This window comes from Aeromonas sp. s6, from assembly GCF_040907815.1.
GTDB lineage: Bacteria > Pseudomonadota > Gammaproteobacteria > Enterobacterales > Aeromonadaceae > Aeromonas > Aeromonas caviae.
On sequence record NZ_JBFOCN010000052.1, the window covers coordinates 47,003 to 67,151 of the forward strand.

The 20,149-nt window shown below is 60.1% G+C and carries 22 protein-coding genes; 13 read left to right on the forward strand and 9 right to left on the reverse strand.

Annotated elements, in window-relative coordinates; translation table 11 throughout:
- Positions 1 to 384: 384 nt before the first annotated feature.
- The gene (locus AB5Y50_RS07705; protein ID WP_223937916.1) at positions 385 to 1,254 is read right to left on the reverse strand and encodes a MalM family protein; all 870 of its coding nucleotides are present in this window, start codon (positions 1,252 to 1,254) and stop codon (positions 385 to 387) included.
- Between the two features lie 182 nt (positions 1,255 to 1,436).
- On the reverse strand, positions 1,437 to 2,711 hold the full coding sequence (locus tag AB5Y50_RS07710; protein WP_043152296.1) for a maltoporin: 1,275 nt from the start codon (positions 2,709 to 2,711) through the stop codon (positions 1,437 to 1,439).
- 315 nt (positions 2,712 to 3,026) lie between these two features.
- On the opposite strand from AB5Y50_RS07710, the gene AB5Y50_RS07715 reads away from it, so the two are divergent.
- Positions 3,027 to 3,167, forward strand: a complete 141-nt coding sequence (locus tag AB5Y50_RS07715) for a hypothetical protein (RefSeq protein WP_155488369.1) — start codon at positions 3,027 to 3,029, stop codon at positions 3,165 to 3,167.
- 72 nt (positions 3,168 to 3,239) lie between these two features.
- On the opposite strand, the gene AB5Y50_RS07720 is transcribed toward AB5Y50_RS07715, so the two are convergent.
- From AB5Y50_RS07720 to AB5Y50_RS07730, 3 genes are all read right to left on the reverse strand, one after another.
- The gene (locus tag AB5Y50_RS07720) at positions 3,240 to 3,680 is read right to left on the reverse strand and encodes a flavodoxin (protein ID WP_043152293.1); all 441 of its coding nucleotides are present in this window, start codon (positions 3,678 to 3,680) and stop codon (positions 3,240 to 3,242) included.
- A gap of 184 nt (positions 3,681 to 3,864) precedes the next feature.
- The gene (gene truC / locus AB5Y50_RS07725) at positions 3,865 to 4,644 is read right to left on the reverse strand and encodes a tRNA pseudouridine(65) synthase TruC (RefSeq protein WP_043152290.1); all 780 of its coding nucleotides are present in this window, start codon (positions 4,642 to 4,644) and stop codon (positions 3,865 to 3,867) included.
- Positions 4,641 to 4,976: a YqcC family protein gene (locus AB5Y50_RS07730; RefSeq protein ID WP_010673392.1), complete on the reverse strand. Its 336-nt coding sequence runs from the start codon at positions 4,974 to 4,976 to the stop codon at positions 4,641 to 4,643. The genes truC and AB5Y50_RS07730 overlap by 4 nt, the downstream gene beginning before the upstream one ends.
- Positions 4,977 to 5,173: 197 nt before the next feature.
- Between AB5Y50_RS07730 and AB5Y50_RS07735 the strand changes: the two genes are divergently transcribed.
- From AB5Y50_RS07735 to AB5Y50_RS07755, 5 genes are all read left to right on the forward strand, one after another.
- On the forward strand, positions 5,174 to 6,202 hold the full coding sequence (locus AB5Y50_RS07735; RefSeq protein WP_039039422.1) for a DUF3549 family protein: 1,029 nt from the start codon (positions 5,174 to 5,176) through the stop codon (positions 6,200 to 6,202).
- Positions 6,203 to 6,270: 68 nt separating this feature from the next.
- Positions 6,271 to 6,567 (forward strand): DUF3301 domain-containing protein, encoded by a 297-nt coding sequence (locus tag AB5Y50_RS07740; protein ID WP_039039421.1) that lies wholly within the window; start codon positions 6,271 to 6,273, stop codon positions 6,565 to 6,567.
- 59 nt (positions 6,568 to 6,626) lie between these two features.
- Complete coding sequence (locus AB5Y50_RS07745; RefSeq protein WP_042877865.1) at positions 6,627 to 6,863, forward strand: DUF2789 domain-containing protein; 237 nt, start codon at positions 6,627 to 6,629, stop codon at positions 6,861 to 6,863.
- A 158-nt stretch (positions 6,864 to 7,021) separates the two neighbouring features.
- Positions 7,022 to 7,327, forward strand: coding sequence for a DNA-binding protein (locus AB5Y50_RS07750; protein ID WP_045523590.1), 306 nt, complete (start codon positions 7,022 to 7,024; stop codon positions 7,325 to 7,327).
- 9 nt (positions 7,328 to 7,336) lie between these two features.
- Positions 7,337 to 8,122, forward strand: coding sequence for a Zn-ribbon-containing protein (locus tag AB5Y50_RS07755; protein ID WP_045523591.1), 786 nt, complete (start codon positions 7,337 to 7,339; stop codon positions 8,120 to 8,122).
- 73 nt (positions 8,123 to 8,195) lie between these two features.
- Here AB5Y50_RS07755 and syd read toward each other — a convergent pair whose 3' ends face one another.
- Positions 8,196 to 8,744: a SecY-interacting protein gene (gene syd, locus AB5Y50_RS07760; protein ID WP_368162588.1), complete on the reverse strand. Its 549-nt coding sequence runs from the start codon at positions 8,742 to 8,744 to the stop codon at positions 8,196 to 8,198.
- Positions 8,745 to 8,849: 105 nt separating this feature from the next.
- Between syd and queF the strand changes: the two genes are divergently transcribed.
- The 7 genes from queF to AB5Y50_RS07795 all read left to right on the forward strand — a co-directional run bounded on the left by queF (position 8,850) and on the right by AB5Y50_RS07795 (position 17,925).
- The gene (gene queF, locus AB5Y50_RS07765) at positions 8,850 to 9,698 is read left to right on the forward strand and encodes an NADPH-dependent 7-cyano-7-deazaguanine reductase QueF (protein ID WP_043152474.1); all 849 of its coding nucleotides are present in this window, start codon (positions 8,850 to 8,852) and stop codon (positions 9,696 to 9,698) included.
- A gap of 116 nt (positions 9,699 to 9,814) precedes the next feature.
- Positions 9,815 to 12,085: a hypothetical protein gene (locus tag AB5Y50_RS07770; protein ID WP_368162590.1), complete on the forward strand. Its 2,271-nt coding sequence runs from the start codon at positions 9,815 to 9,817 to the stop codon at positions 12,083 to 12,085.
- An 85-nt stretch (positions 12,086 to 12,170) separates the two neighbouring features.
- Complete coding sequence (locus AB5Y50_RS07775; protein ID WP_043152479.1) at positions 12,171 to 13,772, forward strand: diguanylate cyclase; 1,602 nt, start codon at positions 12,171 to 12,173, stop codon at positions 13,770 to 13,772.
- Between the two features lie 158 nt (positions 13,773 to 13,930).
- Entirely contained in the window at positions 13,931 to 15,286 is a 1,356-nt protein-coding gene (gene ppnN / locus AB5Y50_RS07780; RefSeq protein WP_010673382.1) for a nucleotide 5'-monophosphate nucleosidase PpnN, read from the forward strand.
- A gap of 127 nt (positions 15,287 to 15,413) precedes the next feature.
- Positions 15,414 to 16,211 carry a flap endonuclease Xni gene (xni, locus tag AB5Y50_RS07785; RefSeq protein WP_042864270.1) on the forward strand — a complete coding sequence of 266 codons (798 nt, stop codon included), beginning with the start codon at positions 15,414 to 15,416 and terminating at the stop codon, positions 16,209 to 16,211.
- A gap of 142 nt (positions 16,212 to 16,353) precedes the next feature.
- Complete coding sequence (locus AB5Y50_RS07790) at positions 16,354 to 17,361, forward strand: isocitrate dehydrogenase (RefSeq protein WP_010673380.1); 1,008 nt, start codon at positions 16,354 to 16,356, stop codon at positions 17,359 to 17,361.
- A 120-nt stretch (positions 17,362 to 17,481) separates the two neighbouring features.
- Positions 17,482 to 17,925 carry a hypothetical protein gene (locus tag AB5Y50_RS07795; protein ID WP_010673379.1) on the forward strand — a complete coding sequence of 148 codons (444 nt, stop codon included), beginning with the start codon at positions 17,482 to 17,484 and terminating at the stop codon, positions 17,923 to 17,925.
- A 66-nt stretch (positions 17,926 to 17,991) separates the two neighbouring features.
- On the opposite strand, the gene rlmM is transcribed toward AB5Y50_RS07795, so the two are convergent.
- The 3 genes from rlmM to AB5Y50_RS07810 are packed head-to-tail and all read right to left on the reverse strand — an operon-like array spanning position 17,992 to position 20,144.
- Positions 17,992 to 19,086, reverse strand: a complete 1,095-nt coding sequence (rlmM, locus tag AB5Y50_RS07800; protein WP_010673378.1) for a 23S rRNA (cytidine(2498)-2'-O)-methyltransferase RlmM — start codon at positions 19,084 to 19,086, stop codon at positions 17,992 to 17,994.
- Positions 19,079 to 19,465: a DUF423 domain-containing protein gene (locus tag AB5Y50_RS07805; protein ID WP_010673377.1), complete on the reverse strand. Its 387-nt coding sequence runs from the start codon at positions 19,463 to 19,465 to the stop codon at positions 19,079 to 19,081. Before AB5Y50_RS07805 ends, rlmM begins: the two co-directional genes overlap by 8 nt.
- Positions 19,466 to 19,508: 43 nt before the next feature.
- Complete coding sequence (locus tag AB5Y50_RS07810; RefSeq protein ID WP_043152486.1) at positions 19,509 to 20,144, reverse strand: alpha/beta fold hydrolase; 636 nt, start codon at positions 20,142 to 20,144, stop codon at positions 19,509 to 19,511.
- Between the last annotated feature and the right edge of the window lie 5 nt (positions 20,145 to 20,149).

Genomic DNA, 20,149 nt, shown 5'->3' on the forward strand with positions numbered 1-20,149 from the left:
TTATAGACGATCATCAACATCATCTCTCATCGGCATGAATTCGACGCGGGTTTGTTTATTTTGACCAGCTGAATATAACCCAGCAGATCGCAAATATCTTCCATCAGGGGTAAGCGAATAAAAAATTTGGAGGGGAGATCACAAGATAATTTCGGCGGGAATTTTCGGCTAATTACGGATATATTTCGGCATCTTCATGCTAAACCATAAATATGAAAAGTGCTGTTTCGCATTGTATTTTAGCCAATCAAACCAATACCCAACGAAACACACTGTAACTTAATGTAACCATTTGCTGTTTTTTCTATTTTAGTCTACCGATTAAAAAGGCCTCCAACAAGGGAGGCCTCAAATAAATATTATATTTTAAAGACCGGGCAATATTCAGCCCTTTTGGGAACGCTTCACCGCATCAATAAAGATCGATTTCGCCTTGGTCGAACCGGCCCGCTCCGCCTCGCTGACCAGTTGCATCGCCTTGTCGATATCACCGGCTTTCACCGCTTTTTCGATCTGGGATTGATAGAAGGCCTCGGTTTCGCTCAGCATGGGGGCACTGCTCTTGACTGCGCCGGCGGTCGCCAGGGGCACGACAAGCTTGTTTGGTGCCGTGTTGACTACCGGGGTGTTGGCATCAATCACATCCTGATAGACAGGCTTGTAATAGTTGCTCTCGGTTTTGACACCACTCAAGTCCTCCACAGAGAGGCTGACCACGCCCCAGGGGGAGTGCGGAATGACGGGGTCTTTTTCACCATAATCAACCACCCCCAGCGACTTGGTCATCAGCTTGGAAGGGCTAAGGATGGTGGTTGTTTTGTCCAGACCGCTCTGGTCTGTGTAGATCACCATGTAACTTTCGTTATTGGGGTTACCAACATAGGAGCGATCCACGGTAAACACGGCTTCCATGCGATCCCCTTGCAGCATGCGTGCAGGCTCGTACTTGAACACGTCGCTGCCCAACTTGCGGGTCACATTGAATTTGGAATCCAGCATCAAGACGGTCGGGTTGAACAGCGATTTGTCGATCAAGCCATCAACCGTGATGCGCAGGTCACCGGAGTTGACCGGCAACCGGAAGGCGGCAAAGTGGCTTTTCCCTTCGCTGAAAGCGTAAACGGGGGAGCTGCCATCAATGGGGATAAGCTTAGTTGCGCCCGGTTGTATGTCCTGGAACGGCAGACTGGAGACATCGTGACAGCAGCTGCCAACCGTAGCCAATTGGCTCATCGCAACGTCGCGATTTCCCATGATGGACTTGAACTCCTGAGTCGGCGCTACCGTCGTTTCCAACGTGGCGCACCCACCCAGCACAACAGAACAGAATACAGTCAAGGCTAATCTGGAATATCTCATCGCGTGACCCTAAGAAACGTGTTGTAAAAAAAGAGCCCCCGTCATGCGGGGGCACTTGCAGTCATGACGTCAACAGATTACCACCAAGCTTCAGCTTGAACACCGAAGTTCCAGGAGTCGTCCTGCTTCACGCCATTGGCATCCGGGCGGAACTGGCCGTCAGAATCCAGGTAGGAAGCATATACGCGGATTTCCGGGCGGGCCCAGAAGCTGGAGCCAGCGGACCAGGCCTGAGCCAGGGTGTATTTCTTACCGATGGTGCTGGTTTCGGTGCCATTGTTCGGCTTGTAGCTGTCATGGTGATAGCCAAGCTCGGCGATGGTCTTCATGGTGTCATTCCACTTGTACATCGGGCGAACGACAACGGAGAAGGTGTCTTTGTCAGCGCTGTCATTGTCGATATCACTGGCAGTACCGTAAACCAGCTGATGACCGAACTCGACCTTATCGCCAACGGGCAGCACGCCCCAGTTGATGAAGCGCCAGCCATCGCCCTTGGCGGCAGATTGGCTCAGGCCGCTGCCAGAACCGCTACCGTAGTCAACAGCCTGAGCGGCATAACCGTCGGCGAAATACTGAACCACGGTCTTGTTGAAGCCACCCAGCATGGATTGGGTCAGCTCGGCGGTCAGCATGTGGCCGTTTTTCTCGTAATCTTTGCTGCCCAGAGCCGCTTTCTGCTCATCGGTCAGGTTACCGCGGGCGTAGTCATATCCCAGCTCCAGGGAGCCGTCTTTCCACAGCGGGATACCGGCATAACGCAGGTCCAGTACGTCCGTATCAACACGCTTGTCGACACCAACACCACCTACAAACTGATCGTAATCATCCCACGGGTCGTTACGCAGCCATGCAAAAGAGAGCTTGCCCGGACCAGCCTGGATATTTTCTACACCAGCACCGGCACCAGACACATCCCAGTAGTAGAAGTCGGAGATGTGGATGTCGTGACGTTGATAGTAACGCTTACCGGCCCACAGAGTGGCTTCCGGCGCGAAGCCCAGCACGCCTTTGGCCTGGACGTTGAATTGGCGCAGGGCAAAGTCGGCATCACTACCGCTAGTGCTTTCCCAGTCGCGACCTTGCTGACCAGAAACCATTGCAAACATGGAGTCTACGTAGAAAGACTTGCCGTCCTTGTTGTAAGCCTCTTGACCTAGCTGGACTTCGCCGTAGGTCTCGGCTTCATTGCCCAGACGACCGACTTTCGCCTTGGAATAGGTTTGCAGGCTGCCGTTATCGGAAGTACCGACACCGGAACGCATGTAGCCGTGGAAATCAACGGCGAAGGCGGCTTGGGAAGCCAGGGCTGCGGTTACTGCTGCAGCGATCGGGAGCCACTTTGCTTTCATTTTCATTTTCCTTATTCCCGCTGAGAGGAGTGTGATCCTGATATTCAAGTTCTTATCACCGGAAAAACGTTTTGGTGATAACCGAGGTCGATTATAGGTACCCAAATTCCCTGCAAACATGAGCTGATTCACAAAACGATGACAAATCGCACGCCACCGACAGCCACAGCCACAAAATGTCAATGAATTTTCATTTTTTGGCACCAACCACCCAAGATAAGCACAAAAAAGAAAAACAATAACTAAAGAAAGCGCTTTCAAATATTAATTTGCAACGAGAGTTAAGTGATAAATCCATGTCGCAGTAGCAAAAACATGACTGAAATCGCTTTCAATGCGGAACTTTTAATTTTTCAATTTGTCGTGGTTGATGATGAATATGGCCAATCGCTTATCATCATTGGCGAGAAAAATAACCGGACGAAAGAGAGGATATATTTGGGGGCTGAGGCGTGACGCCCCAAAAATAACCCCCCCCCCGACAGCACACTCACGGAGGTGAATTTATTCTCGGGGAGAAGGGTCTGGCTACAGTCTATTTTCCCAGGTTTTCAACCAGGCCAGCGCCGCCACTTCAGGCTCATCTTCTACCGTCGCATCGATTTCCAGGTGCACAACCAGTGGCTCGGCAGCCAGCTCCTGCAACAGGGCATCCAGCGATCGCCCCGCTCCGCAGAAGTGTTCATAGCTGCTGTCTCCCATGGCGATGAGGGCATAGCGCCATCCCTTCATATAAGGAGCACGATCGGCCAGAGCACTGGCAAAGGACTGCAAATTGGGCGGTATATCCCCCTGCCCCGTGGTGGCGGTCACGATGAGCAGAACGCGGGAGGCATCGATGTCGGTCAGCGCCGCGTCATCGAAGATCTGGCAGACATGGCCATCGGCTTGCAGGTGGTCACAGAGGGTCTCGGCCACCAGCATGGCAGAGCCGTAGACGGTGCCGACCAGGATGTCGATCTCGGCCATCAGCGACTCCTCAGGGACAGACATTGGGCCCGGCAAGACCGGGATGGGTAGGAAGAGCCCCCCTGAACAGGCGGGGGGCACGCGATTGCGCAGGCGATATCTCGTTGAGCCATAAGTCATTCCTCTGACGTACCTGGGCTACAGCATGCCACAGCCCGGTCAGAGGCAACAGATGGAAAGAGGCTCAGGCGCCGTAGTCTTGCTCGCTGGCAGGCCAGCCCAGACGGGCGAACAGACCCAGCACCTCGGGGCCCAGGGGCGCCTGGATCCGCATCGGCACCTTGAGCACCGGATGCTCGAAGCTCAGACGGTGCGCGATCAGCAGCAGGCGGTCGCACCCGTAGTGCTCGCGAAAGAAGCGGTTGTGTCGGCCATCCCCGTGGGTGGTATCACCGACGATGGGGTGGAACAGGTGATCCAGATGGCGGCGCAGCTGGTGCTTGCGCCCCGTCTTGGGAAAGAGGCGGACCAGGCTGTAGCGACTGGTGGGATGCTTCTTGGAGACGGCGAAGGGCAACTCGACCTGATGCAGACGACGAAACGCGGTCACCGCCTCCTGGGCGGGGCGATCCGGGTCGCTGAAGGCATCGGCAATCTTGTCCAGCTGCTCCTTGAGCGGATAGTCGATGAGCCCCTCTTCGGGGGCCCATCCCCGCACCAGTGCCAGGTACTCCTTGTGGATCTGACGGGCAGCAAAGGCCTCGGTCAGGGTACGGGCCACGGCAGGATCGAGAGCAAACAGCAGCACACCCGAAGTGGGCCTGTCCAGTCGGTGCACGGGGTAGACATGACGACCCCCGATCAGATCCCGGGTCATCTGCATGGCGAAACGGGTTTCGGCCTTGTCGAGCCAACTGCGGTGCACCAGGAGACCGGACGGTTTGTTCACCGCCACCAGCCAGTCATCCTGATAGAGCAGAGTTGGCTGCAAGGCATCCGCTGTCCGGGTCTGCTCGTCCATCATTGTTCGACCACTTTGCCGGAGAGCAGCAGATCGAAACGGGCGATCAGACGAAGCAGGGCCTCGACCTCCGCCAGCTCCTCTTTATAGACCTCACTTGCCATGGGATAGAGGGAGACGCTGGTCGGCAGCGGAGCCTGCAGCAGCACCAGTTGCTCCATACGCGGGATCAGCACGAACTGCAGCCATTGATCGAAACTCAGGGTATCGACACAAAACGGCAGCTCGCTTGCCAGCGCCTCGCTCCCCGGATGGTCGGCTTGCCAGCGTTCCAGACGTTGCAACTCGGCAGTCAGCTCTCCCAGCAGACCGGCAACCAGCAGATATTGATTCATCTCGCTCACTTCCTCATCGCGGGCCCGGTCTGCGACGGGGCCCCACTCAATACGGCCATCAAAAAGGGGCGCTACTATACACCGACCCCGCAATGGCTGCCATGTTACCGTCACCTTCATACCCTGCATCACCGCCTCTGGCTATCTGGTGCAGCCCCCTTATAATCGCCCGCATTATCTTCAAGCGGGATCTCTTCATGTCTTCCATCAACACCCTGACCGAGTTTCTGACCCAGGCCGATACCCAGTTCCAGCTGTTCGATCTGGGCCGCCAGGTGCGCCCGCTCCCCAGCGACCTCTTCGTGCGCATCGAGCAGCAGCAGGAGCCCTACCCCTGGCCGTTACAGCAGCACGCCTGGCTCGGCGTGCACTTCTTCCAGCCAACCGAATCCAGGCACTACCTCTGGTTCCTCAAGTTCGCCCTCGATGAACGCGGCCTGCTCATCTCCAGCGGCCCCAAGCATTTCATGGATCAGGTGGTAGAGACTCTGGGCTACAAGCTCACCGGTGAACTGGACGAAGAGAAGGCCCAGCGTCTGGCGGACAACCCCTACACCTTCCGTCCGGCCGAGGCCAAGATGGCCAGTGTGCACGCCAAGCTGGCCCGCCAGCTGGAACAAGCCCCTTCCGCTTACTACGAGGCCCTCTGCCACTATCTGGCGGCGCCGGGGGAAGAGGGGTGGCAGGCACTGGGACTGCAAGGGTTTGCAGATCTCGCGGAGCGGCTGCAGGTTGAACGCAACCTGGCACTGGTCTGCAAGGCCTTGCCCATGCTGCCGCAGGCCCCTCTTTACGCCCTGTGCCAGAGCCTGGAGAACGCCCCCCTGCCCCCTGCCCTGCAAGGCGCATTGCTGGAGCGCATCGGCAAGGAGCAGGAGTGCGCCGAGCCTGACCCCGAAACCCTGGCCTATCTGTGCCGGGCACTGGCCTCCTGCCCGGGCAACGGACTGCGCACCAACAAGCTGTTGACCCTGCTGCAAACCCGGCCAAGTCCCTCCCTGCTCCTCGCCATCGCTGGCCGCCTCTGGCCCGATCTGAAACACCCCGAACTGCTCGGCCTGTTTCTGGAGCAGCTCGCCCTGCAACCCACCCAGTTCTTCAACCAGGTATTTGCCGAGCTCGTCACGCTACCGGCCTTGCGCAATGATATGCTGGCAAAACTGCGTGACCCCGAACGCAGCGAGGCCTTGGGTCTGGCCATCGGTCGCCTGTTCGCTGCCACCTAGGCCCGGCACGACGGCCCTGTTGCCTGGGGTGAACAGGGCCCCACACATATCACAGAAGGAACCCGCTGATGGGAGAAATGCTTGGGATCTTGCTGCTCGGCCTCGTTGGCTGGGCCTTCTGGCAACAGCGCCGCCAGGCGGAGCTGGCCTGGCAATACATGCGCCGCTACTGCCAGCACCACGACCTGCAACTGCTGTCGCTGGCGCGGACACACCGCGCCCTGGGGCACAAGCCCCTGCGCCTGCTCACCTACTACCAGTTCGAGTTCTCCAGCGACGGAGAGAGCCATTATCAGGGACAGCTCTGCATGCAGGGGCTGCATGTCGCCGGTGTCGAGCTGCCACCCCATCGTCTCCCCTCCTAGATTTGAGAGCACGGGGGCTGGCTATACTCTTCCACAGCCCCCTTCCAAGGAGTACCGACATGGAATTGCTCACCCATGACATGGCCGCCCTGTTTGCCCAGCTGGGGCTGGCCAGTGACGACATCAGCCAGCAGCGTTTTATCCGCAACCATCCCATCGATCGCCATACCCAGTTGCCCGACGCGCCGTTCTGGACGCCTTCCCAGGCAGGCTTTCTGCGCGATGCCCTCAGCCACGACGCCGACTGGGCGGAAGCCATCGACCAGCTGGATGTGATGCTGCGCCAGGGGACCTGATCCCCGCACTCCCGGCGGCCAGCGTTGGGTAGACGCGGAGCCGCCAATCCCCTCCCTCTCGCCACCCACGCCCTTCGCTCCGCTTTCCTGATGGACAGGCTTTGATTAAGCTCTGTGCCACTATCCACCCGCAGCAAGACGGCCGTGCAGGAGCCAAGATGTCAGCCCAAGAGATCATCCAGATAGCCAACGAACTCAGTGCCAGGGGGATCACCCCTTCTACCGCCATGGTCAAGGCCCGCCTCAGCCATCCCGTGCCCATGGCCGAGCTGCTCAAGGTGTTGAGCCAGTGGAAGCAACAACCCCAGCCCGCGTCGACAGCGCCCGCCCCCGCCAGTACCCCCGAGGCGCCCCCCTTGGCCACGGAAAGCGTCACTCTTCAGCAACTGAGCGAACAGCTCGCCCGGCTGGAGCAGAAGGTCGATCGCCTCACCGATCTGCTGCTCAACCAGAAGCCGGATTGACCCATCGCCATGTATATCCTCGAACTCACCTTTGAGTGCTACCGCGATACCTCCCTCGGGGAGGCCGAACGGGCCATCGTCCACTACCTCGACATGCTGCGCTATCAGGGTCAGATCCTGGGGCGGGAGTTTCCCACCAGCATGCACGAAGGCTATTTCGTCAGCCGGGTGGTCTGCCCGGAGCAGGACAGCCTGCACCCTGACAACCAGAGCGAGCTGGTCGCCCTTGCCGAGCAAGGTCTGCACCAGGCGGGCCTGCTCGCCCCCAAACTCCACCTGCAAGGGGCGGATCTGCTCTCGGACAGTACGGACCCGTGCGCAGAGCAGGGAGAGCGCCCCAGCTGGATGCTGCTCTACACCAGCTTCCTGCACAGTTGCTCTCCCCTGCGCTGCGGCGACCACTTCGCTCCTATCCCGCTCTATCGGCTGCCCGCCGTCGCCAACGGTGACCACAAGCAGATCATCAAGTGGCAGGAAGATTGGGAAGCCTGCGATCAGTTGCAGATGAACGGCTCCATCGCCGAACACGCCGCCCTGCACGAAATCGGCGAGGTGGGCAGCCGCCTTCATCGCCGGGGCAGCGATCTCGCCAGACGGCTGGAGCTCCTGAGCGGCATTCCCACCTATTACTATCTCTACCGGGTAGGCGGCCTGAGCGCCGCCGAAGAGCGGGCTCGCCCCTGCCCTGGCTGTGGTGGCCCATGGGCGCTGGCCGCCCCCCTGCACGAGATCTTCGACTTCAGGTGCGAGCCTTGCAGGCTGGTGTCCAACCTCTCCTGGGACTTCAAGGAGTAGGAGCCTACCGCGCACAATGGCGCCATAAAAAGAGAGGGCCTTGCCAGGTGGCAAGGCCCTCTCTTTTGGGGCATCACTGGGGCAAGGTTTCCAGTCGCGCCAGAAAGGCCGGCAACGAGGGAGCCAGCGTCAGGCGCCGCCCGGAGTCCAGCCACTCCAGCCACACCTGGCCGCTCGCGTTATCGAGGGACACCAGCGTCATCTCGTTGCGGGTCGTGGCAATGAAGAGTGAAGGGGATCGCTTCAACTTGCGCAGCATCAGCAGGTGGCCGATGAGGTTCTCCTTGAGCAGATCCAGATCGGCATCGTTCCACGGCAGGATGAGTTCGATGCGCAACCCCTTGAAAGAGCAGGACAGAGGGCGGCTGAACCAGTGGCCAAACAGGGCGATGGCGCTGGGATGCAGCGTCAGCTCCAGGGCGTTCGCCATGGCCGTGAAGTCGGCTGCCTGCTCCCGCTGGAACGGACGCCAGGCTACCCGACCCTCCCTGGGTTCATCCAGCTCGCAAGGAGAGCGCCAGTCGGCCTCCCAGTCACACAGGGGCAGCCCCCGCCTTCCTTCGCCATCGCGCTGCCAGCGTAAAAAGAACTGCTCCAGGGCAGACAGGACTTGATCCGACATCGATATTCCCCACAATAGCGGCCTCTGATGGCCGCAAGTACCTGATCGAAAAATCGGGCCATTGCACCATCAAACCCTTTATCAGACAAGCGTGAGCAAACCAGCATGAGCAAACAAGAGAGATACGCCGGCGCCAGTGCGCTGCAAGGCCTGAGCCTGGGGCAGCAGTCAGCCTACATCAGCCAGTACACCCCGAGTCTGCTGCAGCCCGTGCCACGCAGCCTGAACCGCGACGATCTTGGCCTGAGAGGTGAACTGCCCTTCCAGGGGAGCGACGTCTGGACCCTGTATGAACTCTCCTGGCTCAATGCCAAAGGCAAGCCCGTGGTTGCCATCGGGGAGGTCTTTGTGCCGGCCACCAGCCCGAATCTCATCGAGTCCAAGTCGTTCAAGCTTTACCTGAACTCCTTCAACCAGACCCGTTGCGACTCCCTGGAGGCGGTGCAAGCGCTGCTGGTTCAGGACCTGAGTGGCTGCGCTGGTGCCCCGGTGAGCGTCACCCTCTTCACCCTCGACCAGGCCACCCACCAGATAGCCCAGCTGCCCGGTGAGTGCATCGACAACCTGGATATCGAGGTGGATGGCTACGAGTTTGACGAGACCCTGCTGCAAGGGGCCGCCGGTCGCGAGATCGTGGAGGAGACCCTGCACAGCCACCTGCTCAAGTCCAACTGCCTAGTGACCAGCCAGCCGGACTGGGGATCCGTGGTGATCCACTATCGCGGCCCGCGCCTCGACCGGGAGAAGCTGTTGCGCTACCTCATCTCGTTCCGCCAGCACAACGAGTTCCACGAGCAGTGCATCGAGCGCATCTTTACCGATCTCAAACACTTCTGCGCCCCGGAACAACTGACCGTCCATGCCCGTTACACCCGCCGCGGCGGCCTGGACATCAACCCTTTCCGCAGCGACTGGGAGCCGGTTCCGGCGAACCTGCGCCTCATTCGCCAGTAATCACCGGCGCCGCCATCCTGCGGGCTGCGGCCCGCTGCGCATCACCTCAGTAAACTCTGGACGGGCGGGGGTGGGCTTGGATAACATGCCTGCACCTCCGTGCCGTTCTTAATCCAATGAATCAACTGTTTTTTCTGGCAATGATGATGTCCTCCTTGTCGGCTCCTGATCTGGATCTGGCCAAGGAGCAGTTGTCCATCGACCTGCAGCAGGCCCAGACCCTGGTGCTGACCGATCCCGCCAGATGTGCCCAGATTGCCACCTCCTTCCTCGAACGCACGGCCAACAATCCCAAGCAGATCATCAGCAACCGTCAGGAGTACGGCTATCGCGAGCCGATGCTGAACTACGGTACCGCCACCCAGACCACGGGCGCCTATCTGCTCAAGGGGGAGTGTCTGCAGCAGCTAGGGCAGTTCACCCAGGCACAGGAGTCCTTTGAGCAGGGCATCGCCATGGCCGAGAAAGAGCAGCAGTTCGAGCTGCAGGCCCATGGGCTCTATCTGCTGGTTCGAAGCCGCAATCTGCAACAGCATACCCATGGCGCCGCGTCCCCCCTGCTCGACAAACTCGACAAACTGCTGGCCAATCCCGACCTCAAGGAGAGCCAGTTGCAGGTCTACAGCCGTCTGCTACGCGTCAACGCCAGCGTAGAGGAGCGGCAATTCGATCTCGCCAAACAGCAGCTGGCCGAGACCCGCAAATGGGCGGAACACGCCAAACAGCCTCTGGCCAGGGCCTGGACCAGCGCCGTGGGCGGGGATCTCTATCAGGCGCTGGGTCAGCCCCAGCTTGCACTGGGGGAATACATCGAAGCACAACAGCAAGCCAAACCCCTGCAGGATCCCCTCTTCCTCGGCCTGCTCTCGAACCAGATGGTCAGCCTCTATCAGGAAGAGCAGGAGCCACAAAAAGCGCTGCAATACGCCAGCGAGGCGGCCAACTATTTTCATGCCCTCGGCAATTCCTCCATGCTGAGCGACGCCCTGATCGTGCTCGCCCGTCTCAACCGGGATCAGGGCGAGATGAACATGGCGCTGGTCTATTTCTTCAATGCTCTCGACCTGCTGGACGAGAGCAGCAACCGCACCCGCATCGCCCATCTCAAGTTCGAGATAGGCAAGACCTACCTGCAGACCGGCAACCTCAACCTGGCGCGAAACTACCTGAACGCCGCACGCCAGTCCCATGAGCTGGGGGATGACAAGGAGTCGCTCATCGACACCCTGCTGTTGCTGGGAGAGTTGCACCTCAAGCAGCAGGAGGCGGGCATCGCCATCCTGCAGTTGGAGAACGCTCTCACCCTGGCCAACCGGATTGGGGACATCCGGCGCCAATTCGAGATCTTCCGCCTGCTCTCCGTCGCCTATGAGCAGAAGGGTTACCTCCAGCAGGCCCTGGAGAGCTACAAGAATTACCACCAGCGCAGCGAACTGGTTCGCCAGCAACAGCTGGCGCTGGAGCAGGAGGCGGTGCGCGACAACTACGCCCAGGTGGAGCGTGTGCAACAGGTCAAGGAGCTGGAACAGCAACTCGACGTCAGCCAGCACCAGCAGGAGCGATACCTCTGGACCAGCGTCAGCACCGGGCTGCTGCTGGCACTCTTCATCTATTTGTTTTTCACCCTCTGGCTGAAACTGCGGGTCGCGCGCCTTCATGCCAAACAGCTGGGAGAAGCCCTGCAGGTAGAGCCGCGCAGCGGCCTGGCCAACTGGCAGCGACTGATGAGCCGCTGGCCGCGGGAGATGGCCAAGCGCCAGCAAAAATCCGAGCGCTGGTACCTGAGCGAACGCCCCACCAGCGAATTTGACGACAAGCTGCACTACCTGCTGTTCCGGGTTCCCTTCCTGATCAACAGCCTGGAGCAGCACGGCTATCAGGTCAGCCGCGAGATAGAGCAGGCCTTCGGCCGTTACGTCAACGAACTGACCCCGCAGGATGGCCGCATCTACGACCTGCGCGAAGGCCACCTGCTCTATGTGGTGCCCCAGCGCCACGTGGCCCAGTTGCATCAGCTGGCCCAGACCCTGCTCGACACCCTGGCAGCCTTCCCCTGCGAGCACCCGCTGGACAGGCGCATCAGCCTCGGCATCGTCAGCCATCCCTTCCTGCCCAAGGCGGCCATGGCCCTCGATCACCACGGCCTGTTCGATCTCTGCTACCTGGCCCTCTCGGGTGCCATTCAGCTCAGCGAAAAATGCCAGCAGAGCGTCTGGCTTGAGCTGGCCGCCATCGATTGCCAGCAGGCCGCATTTTTTAACGGAGATGTGTGGCAATGCTGCTTGATGGCAATTGACAAGGGACTGGTAAAAGTAAATTCTTCTCATGAAAAGCAATGGGTTAACTGGCTTGCGCTTTCACGGACGAAGGTTGCGGACAATCCGTGACAAAAAGGTACTCAACGGGGTCTTTGATTGGCTTTCTGTTGCTGGACGAAACAAAAACGATAATGACAACAGGGCGACCTGAAGAATGAATGATATGGCTGCCGTAACAGGACAACTGGCAAGACTCAGGGAATCCCTCCAGCAGAAACAGCAGGAGCTTGACGGCATGGCGAGCTTCTCCGATGCCGAACGCACCCGCAGTATCCAGTTCATCGGCAAGTTGATGCAAGCCTGTCGCGGCCACGATCGCGAGCTCGACAACCGGCTCGCCAAGCTCAAGCAGAAACTTGAAGGCAACCCTCCGCTCACCTCCATCGATGCCGATCTGATCGCCATCGAGAAGCTGTTGCAGCAGCACAGCCACACCATGGAAGAGTCCATCAGCCTGACCCGGGCAGCCATCGATCTCGGCAGCAAACAGCTCAAAACCATCAAGGGGTTTCCGGAAGATACCCGCCGCGCCCTCAAGGAGTTTCTCGCCAGCCCGGAGAGTTACGGCATCGGCGATCACCAGAAGAAGGTGATCCGGCTGCTGGAGTTCTACCAGCAGGCGATCAAGATCCAGCTGCTGCCGCGCAAGCCGCTGATCCCCCCTTCGGCGGAGATCCCCACCGAGCTCTCCAGCCCGGCCCCTACCGACTCCTTTGACATCAAGGCACATGCCCAGATTTCAGACGAGTTGCAGCGTCTCATCACCGAGCTCGACTTTGCCGGCGCCGTGGGCGAGAGCCTCGCAGACATCCGCCGCCAGTTGCTCGGGGGCATCACCCCTGCCCTGCTGGCCGAAGTCTGCCTGCAGATCATCGAACTCATCATCGAGGGTACCCGGGAAGAGCGCAAAGCCTCCCAGGCGTTTCTCAGCACCCTGAACGAGAGTCTCTCCTCGGTCCATTACAGCTTTACCGAATCCCTGGATGAAGGGCGGGCGCTGCAAAATGCCGCCCATCTCAGCGGACAGGCGCTGGAGCGGGAACTCGCCGCCATCGATCGCGCCATGGCAGCCCATGACTCGCCACAGATACTCAGGGGCGCCATTTCTGGGCATCTGGACACCATCCGCCGGCTGCAGCAGGAGCGGGAGGAGATGGCCAACCGCGAGCGCCACCTGCTCACCCACCTCTCCAACATGGAAGCCAAGCTCAGGTTGATGAAGGACGAGACCGCCGAGTACAAGAAGCGGCTCAGCATCCAGAAACACAAGCTCTTCCTCGACAGCCTGACCCAGGTACACAACCGGGCGGCCCTGGACGAGCGGCTCGAGCTCGAATACAAACGCTGGCTACGCTATGGCACCCCCCTGTGCCTGGCCATCATCGACATCGACCACTTCAAGCACATCAATGACAATTACGGCCACATGGCCGGCGACAAGGCATTGAAGGTGGTTGCCAAGGCCCTGCAGAACGCCTTGCGCGACACCGACTTCATCGCCCGCTTTGGCGGTGAGGAGTTCGTGGTCCTGCTGCCGAACATCAATCCGGACAAGTACCAGAAGCCGCTGGAGAACCTGCGTCAGACCATCAAGAGCATCCCGTTCCGCTTTCGCGATGCCAGGGTCGAGATCACCATCTCCATCGGTGCCACCCTGTTTCGGACCGGCGACCATACCACGGATGCGTTCGAGCGCGCCGACAAGGCGCTTTACAGTTCCAAGCACTCCGGCCGGGATCAGGTCAATCTCGCCTGAATCCGCTTTGAGGGGCGGCTAAAAAAGCGGCAAACGCACAGTCCCCCTATTCCCCTGCCCACCCCCTTGCCTCTACTATCGAACCCGAGGGATGCCAAAGCATCCCGTTTTCTCCCCAGGGAAAGCACAACGATAACAAGCGAGTGAAAGGGGAAATTATGATTACACACATCAATCCCGTGGGCAGCATGGACCTGCTGTCCCAGCTCGAGGTGGATCGCCTCAAGCAGACGGCCTCCAGCGATATCTATCAACTGTTTCGCAACTGCTCGCTGGCGGTCCTCAACTCCGGCAGCCATACCGACAGTTCCAAAGAGATACTGGAACGTTTCAAATCCTTCGATATTCACGTGATCCGGCGCGAGCGCGGGGTCAAGCTCGAGCTGTTCAACGCCCCCGAGCACGCCTTCGTCGACGGCGAGATCATCCGCGGCATCCAGGAGCACCTGTTCTCCGTGCTGCGGGACATTCTCTATGTGTCGACCCAGCTCGAGTCCAATCGTCTGGTCAACCTGACCAGCTCCACCCATATCTCCAATGTGGTGTTCGCCATCCTGCGCAACGCCAAGGCGATCCTGCCCGGCGCCGATCCCAACCTGGTGGTCTGCTGGGGCGGCCACTCCATCAACGAGGTGGAATACCAGTACACCCGGGCGGTGGGTAGCGAGCTGGGTCTGCGCGAGCTCAACATCTGTACCGGCTGCGGTCCGGGTGCCATGGAGGGCCCCATGAAGGGGGCCGCCGTCGGCCACGCCAAGCAGCGGGTGCGCAACGGCCGTTACATCGGTCTCACCGAGCCTTCCATCATCGCCGCCGAACCGCCGAACCCCATCGTCAACGAGCTGGTGATCCTGCCGGACATCGAGAAGCGGCTGGAAGCCTTCGTGCGTCTGGGTCACGGCATCATCATCTTCCCGGGCGGGGTCGGCACTGCCGAGGAGCTGCTCTACCTGCTCGGCATCATGATGCACCCGGCCAACGATCGCCAACCCATCCCCATCGTGCTGACCGGCCCGAAAGAGAGCGCCGACTACTTCCGCGCCATCGACGACTTCGTCAAGGCGACCCTGGGGGAAGCCGCCACCAGTCTCTACCGGATCATCATCGGCGATGCGCCCGAGGTGGCCCGCGTGATGAAGGAGGCGATGCCGAAGATCCGCGAATACCGCAAGTCGGTGGGAGATGCCTACTCCTTCAACTGGTCCCTGCGGATCGAGCCCGAGTTCCAGCTGCCGTTCGAGCCGGATCACGCCAGCATGGCCAGCCTGGATCTGCATCGCAACCAGCCACCCCAGCTGCTGGCAGCCAACCTGCGCCGCGCCTTCTCAGGCATCGTCGCAGGCAACGTCAAGGAAGGGGGCATCAGGGCCATCGAGAAGAAGGGTCCCTTCAAGCTGCACGGCGACAAGGAGCTGATGCACCTGATGGACAGATTGCTGGAAAGCTTCGTCAAGCAGCAGCGCATGAAGCTGCCGGGCAGCCAGTACGTTCCCTGCTACGAGATAGTCAAATAGTCGGGACATCACAATGCACCGCACCGGAGGGGCCCATGGGCCCCTCTTTCATTGACTGGTCTTCTACGGGGTTAGCAGGAGACGCCACCATTGTTACAATGGCAATCCCCGACGCCCGGAGTGCCCCATGCCACACCTGCTCATCATCGATGCCCTCAACCTCATCCGCCGACTGCACGCGGTGCAGAGCCAGCAGGGACTGACCCCGGCTCAGGCCCTGCTCGCCACCCGTGCCAACCTCATCAACACCTGCAAGAAGCTCCTGGCGGCCAGCGAGCCGACCCACGCCATCGCGGTCTTTGACGGTGAGGTCCACAGCTGGCGCAAGACGCTCTATCCCCCCTACAAGGAGGGCCGCACCCCCATGCCGGATGAGCTGAGAGAAGGGCTTGCCGACCTGCAGGACGCCTTCTGGGAGTGCGGTGTGGATGCCCTGCTCTCCCAGACCGACGAGGCGGACGATCTCATCGCCACCCTGGCAAGCGGCATTGCCCAGCACGGCGCCAGCGCCACCATCATCTCCACCGACAAGGGGTTCTGCCAGCTCATCTGCCCGCAGATCCGGGTGCGGGATTACTTCAACAAACGCTGGCTGGATGCCGCCTTCGTCCAGCAGCAGTACGGCGTTACACCGACCCAGCTTGTGGACTTCTGGGCCCTGACCGGTATCAGCGGCTCCAACATCAAGGGGGTGCCCGGCATTGGCCCCAAGACCGCCACCCAGTTGCTGCAGCAATACGGGGACCTGGCTGCCATGCTGGAGGCCTGTGAGCGGGAGGAGGCCACCAGACCCCTGCTCAAGCTGCGCCAGCACCGGGAAGAGGCCCTGCTGGCCCAACGCCTGGTCCGGCTGCAGCACGATATCCCGCTCGGGTTCAACCTGCGGGAGATCCGCTACCCTCCCATCCCTGATGCCGGGGCGTGATCCCCAGCACACCATTTCCCAAGACAGGCCGTACCTGTTGACATAAATGGGTAAAATGTAAAGAAACATGGAGGATGTGGTGCAAAAATGGTATAAAGCCGACGAATCCTCCCCCTCTGTTCCCTAGAAGTGGATACGCCTCATGTCAAAAAGAAAGATTACCGTCATCCCGGGCGACGGCATCGGCCCCAGCATCATCGAATCCGCCATCCAGATCCTGACCCACGCGGGTTGTGACTTCGACTACGAATACGCAGACGCCGGTCTGGTAGCCCTGGAAAAACATGGCGAGCTGCTGCCCCAGGCCACCCTCGACCTGATCGAGAAGAACAAGGTCAGCCTGAAAGGCCCGCTCACCACTCCGGTCGGCGGCGGCTTCACCTCCATCAACGTCTCCCTGCGCAAGAAGTTCAATCTCTACGCCAACGTGCGCCCCGTCCTCTCCTTCAAGGGCACCAAGAGCCGTTACGACAACATCGACATCATCACGGTGCGCGAGAACACCGAAGGCATGTACTCCGGTGCCGGCCAGAAGCGCAGCGATGACAACCAGAGCGCCGAGGCGATGAGCATCATCACTCGGGAAGGGGCCGAGCGCATCGTCACCTTCGCCTTCGAGCTGGCGCGCCAGGAAGGACGCAAGAAGGTCACCATCATCCACAAGGCCAACATCCTCAAGTCCACCTCCGGCCTGTTCCTGGAAGTGGCCCGTCAGGTCGCGGCCCGCTACCCGGACATCCAGAACGAGGAGATGATCGTCGACGCCGCCTGCATGAACCTGGTGATGTACCCGGAACGCTTCGATGTGATGGTCACCACCAACCTGTTCGGCGACATTCTCTCGGATCTCTGTGCCGGTCTGGTGGGGGGGCTGGGCATGGCGCCGGGCGCCAACATCGGTGAAGGGGCCGCCATCTTCGAAGCGGTACACGGCTCTGCGCCGGACATCGCCGGCAAGAACATCGCCAACCCCACCTCGGTGATCCTCGCCTCCATCCAGATGCTGGAGTATCTCGGCATGCAGGACAAAGCGGAGCGCATTCGCGAGGCCGTGCGGGCGACCATCGAGTCCGGTGATCGGGTGACCCGTGACCTGGGGGGCACAGCGTCCACCAGCGAATTCACCCAGGCCATCATCGACCGTCTATAAATAGAATCCAACCATATGATTTTAAAAGGGAGCTTCGGCTCCCTTTGTTTTATGCCAACGCCTCCCTACCTCCCTCGCCAGATGAATACTATGTTGATATGAGGGATAAGGAGATCCACCATGCGTGCTACTTTCATCTTGCTGATTGTCAGCAGCAGTGCCACGGCATTAGACAGGCCAGTCGACAATGCCTGGTTGACGCCGCCTCCCCAGCACGAGGCGCCAGCCAAGCAGACCTGGCAATCCACCCTGGATACCAACGATCTGCTCAAACAGCCCAAGCCGCTCTCTCTGGGGGTGGATATCACCACCGACAGCAACGGTAATCGGCAGATCACCCCCTATCAGAAGCTGAACCTCACGGCAGAGAAGAGCGTCAGCCTCTCCTTCGAAAAGCAAAAGCCCAGGATCAAGTTCAACGCTGGCGGCATCAACACCTCGGTCAAGCTTCGCGGGGATGGCGTCAAGATGCAGTTCAACCCCAGTGACAAGACCATTCCCCTGCAAATTGAGCTGAAGATCACCGACGACGAGTCCATGATGCGTCTGGACTACCGCTTCTGATGACCCAGACACAAAAAAACCGGACGTCACCGTCCGGTTTTTTCATGCCCTGTTCCCGATGCTGCTTCAGGACTTGGGGGACAGCTTGGAGACCCAGAACTTGTTGTAGACGTGCACCGTGATCTCTTCGCGATCGTGATAGAGCTGTTTGGCCTGAATGATGAAACCGCCATCGATCTCTGCCAGCAGTCCGCGCAGCACCTCGATGTTGTGCACCGCCTCGGCGTAGCGCTTCTTCATCGGCAGCTTGAGGTTGAACATGGCTTCCTGACAGTCGTTCTCCCTGAACCAGTCGGCCACCATGTGGGTCACTCGCGCCGGCTTGTCCACCATGTCGCACACCAGCCAGTAGGTATTCTTCTTGCTCGGCCGCCACACGAAACCATCGTCACGGATGTGCTTCACCTGGCCTGTGTCCATCAGGGATTGGGCCATCATGCCGTTGTCCACCGCCGTCACCATCATGCCACGACGCACCAGCTGATAGGTCCAGCCACCCGGGCAGGCGCCAAGATCCACGGCCTTCAGGCCGGAGCACAGGCGCAAGTCCCACTCTTCCTTCGGCACGAAGACGTAGAACGCCTCTTCCAGCTTGAGGCTGGAGCGGCTCGGGGCATCGGCCGGGAATCGCAGGCGCGGGATCCCCATGTGGAAGGCAGAGTTGTTGAAGGAGTAGGAGTACCCCAGCATCAGGTGGTCATTGGCCAGGAAGAAGGCGTGGAACACGGGACGGTTCGGGGTCTCCTTCTTGGTCAGGATCTCGTTGCTGCGCAGCGCCTGGCGAAGCGGCACGGTGAACTTGCGGCAAAAGGCGGAGAGCTCCTTCGCCTCGTTGGTATCGGCCGTCTCCACCCGAAGATCCCCGCAAATGGCGTAACCGCTCGCCGCCTCCAAGATGGGAGAGACCCGATCGCTTATTTCCAGATCTTTCAGCTCGTGGGTCACCACCAGCATCTGGCGAATGAAGATAAGCTCGCGGAACGGCAGCTTGCGCGCCAGCAGATCGGCCTGCTCCTCGTCATACAACTCGAAGATCACATAGCCGCTGTCGTCCTTGACCCGGGCAAAGCCGTAGCACTGCATGTTGCCGGCACGCTCGGTGATCTCTGCCGCCGCCTCTTTCTCAAAACCCGGGCGGCAATAAAGCAGCAGATTATTCATTCTTTCCTCCAAGACGACAGCCGGCCCACATCAGAGCCGCCCATCCCAACATAAAACAGAGGCCACCGGCCGGGGTGATGAGCCCCAGCCCCTTGCTGCCAAGCAGCACCATGGCGTAAATACTGCCGGAGAATCCCAGGATCCCCAGCACAAAGACGGCGCCCGCGAAGGTGATCACCTTGCCGCGCACGCCGCACAGCCCCAGCACCAGCAGGGCCAGGGCGTGGAAAAACTGGTATTGCACGGCGGTGTTGAACGCCGCCAGCAACGAAGGAGCAATGCCGGTCGCCGCCAGCCCGTGAGCGCCGTAGGCCCCGAGCATGGTGGCCGTCAGGCCGAAGAAGCCCGCCAGCACCAGCCAATGTCGTTGGATCTGCATCTTCTCTCCTTGCACGCTTCTTCTCTCGACCCGCTCGAGATGGTCAGGAGCGGCCCACCGCCGCGATAAAATCCTTGATCCGCTCCGCAGCCAGTCGCAGGTTCTCCTGCTCGCTCATGCCGCTCGCCTTTCTCGGTTTGAAACCATGATCCCCGTCGGTCAGCCAGTGGACCGATACGGCGGGTGAGAAGGGGAAATCGGCCAGCTCGGCGCGGGAACCGAAGGTATCGCGCTCCCCCTGCAGCAGCAGCGTGGGCGTCGTGATCAGCTTGAGCACCTCGCCCCGCCATGCGTCGGGCTTGGCCGGGGGGTGGAAAGGATACCCGAGAACGATCAATCCTGCAGCATCCATCTCGTCGCCCCCCTCGCAAAACAGCTCGGCCGCCATCCTTCCCCCCATGGACTTGCCCGCCAGAAACAGCCGGGGATGGGCAAACTGACGCACCATCTCGCGCCAGTGGGCGAGCAGCACGGGTTGTCTGTCCGGCGGCCTGCGTTTGCCGTCCTGAGCCCGTTTGGTCATGTAGGGGAAGTTGAAGCGCACCACCTCGATCTCCGGCCCCGCCAGCAGTCGCGACAACTCGGCCAGGAAGCTGTGCTCCATGCCCGCCCCCGCGCCGTGGGCCAGCAGAATGCGAACGGGGGCGTCACTCGCCCCCTCTCTTGTCAGGTCAGTCACCAGGT

Excerpts from the sequence above, each read along its gene's own strand:
- AB5Y50_RS07705 (WP_223937916.1), bottom strand. The coding sequence starts at position 1,254 with ATGGGAAATCGCGACGTTGCGATGAGCCAATTGGCTACGGTTGGCAGC.
- AB5Y50_RS07710 (WP_043152296.1), bottom strand. The coding sequence starts at position 2,711 with ATGAAAGCAAAGTGGCTCCCGATCGCTGCAGCAGTAACCGCAGCCCTG.
- AB5Y50_RS07715 (WP_155488369.1), top strand. The coding sequence starts at position 3,027 with ATGACTGAAATCGCTTTCAATGCGGAACTTTTAATTTTTCAATTTGTC.
- AB5Y50_RS07720 (WP_043152293.1), bottom strand. The coding sequence starts at position 3,680 with ATGGCCGAGATCGACATCCTGGTCGGCACCGTCTACGGCTCTGCCATG.
- truC (WP_043152290.1), bottom strand. The coding sequence starts at position 4,644 with ATGATGGACGAGCAGACCCGGACAGCGGATGCCTTGCAGCCAACTCTG.
- AB5Y50_RS07730 (WP_010673392.1), bottom strand. The coding sequence starts at position 4,976 with ATGAATCAATATCTGCTGGTTGCCGGTCTGCTGGGAGAGCTGACTGCC.
- AB5Y50_RS07735 (WP_039039422.1), top strand. The coding sequence starts at position 5,174 with ATGTCTTCCATCAACACCCTGACCGAGTTTCTGACCCAGGCCGATACC.
- AB5Y50_RS07740 (WP_039039421.1), top strand. The coding sequence starts at position 6,271 with ATGGGAGAAATGCTTGGGATCTTGCTGCTCGGCCTCGTTGGCTGGGCC.
- AB5Y50_RS07745 (WP_042877865.1), top strand. The coding sequence starts at position 6,627 with ATGGAATTGCTCACCCATGACATGGCCGCCCTGTTTGCCCAGCTGGGG.
- AB5Y50_RS07750 (WP_045523590.1), top strand. The coding sequence starts at position 7,022 with ATGTCAGCCCAAGAGATCATCCAGATAGCCAACGAACTCAGTGCCAGG.
- AB5Y50_RS07755 (WP_045523591.1), top strand. The coding sequence starts at position 7,337 with ATGTATATCCTCGAACTCACCTTTGAGTGCTACCGCGATACCTCCCTC.
- syd (WP_368162588.1), bottom strand. The coding sequence starts at position 8,744 with ATGTCGGATCAAGTCCTGTCTGCCCTGGAGCAGTTCTTTTTACGCTGG.
- queF (WP_043152474.1), top strand. The coding sequence starts at position 8,850 with ATGAGCAAACAAGAGAGATACGCCGGCGCCAGTGCGCTGCAAGGCCTG.
- AB5Y50_RS07770 (WP_368162590.1), top strand. The coding sequence starts at position 9,815 with ATGAATCAACTGTTTTTTCTGGCAATGATGATGTCCTCCTTGTCGGCT.
- AB5Y50_RS07775 (WP_043152479.1), top strand. The coding sequence starts at position 12,171 with ATGAATGATATGGCTGCCGTAACAGGACAACTGGCAAGACTCAGGGAA.
- ppnN (WP_010673382.1), top strand. The coding sequence starts at position 13,931 with ATGATTACACACATCAATCCCGTGGGCAGCATGGACCTGCTGTCCCAG.
- xni (WP_042864270.1), top strand. The coding sequence starts at position 15,414 with ATGCCACACCTGCTCATCATCGATGCCCTCAACCTCATCCGCCGACTG.
- AB5Y50_RS07790 (WP_010673380.1), top strand. The coding sequence starts at position 16,354 with ATGTCAAAAAGAAAGATTACCGTCATCCCGGGCGACGGCATCGGCCCC.
- AB5Y50_RS07795 (WP_010673379.1), top strand. The coding sequence starts at position 17,482 with ATGCGTGCTACTTTCATCTTGCTGATTGTCAGCAGCAGTGCCACGGCA.
- rlmM (WP_010673378.1), bottom strand. The coding sequence starts at position 19,086 with ATGAATAATCTGCTGCTTTATTGCCGCCCGGGTTTTGAGAAAGAGGCG.
- AB5Y50_RS07805 (WP_010673377.1), bottom strand. The coding sequence starts at position 19,465 with ATGCAGATCCAACGACATTGGCTGGTGCTGGCGGGCTTCTTCGGCCTG.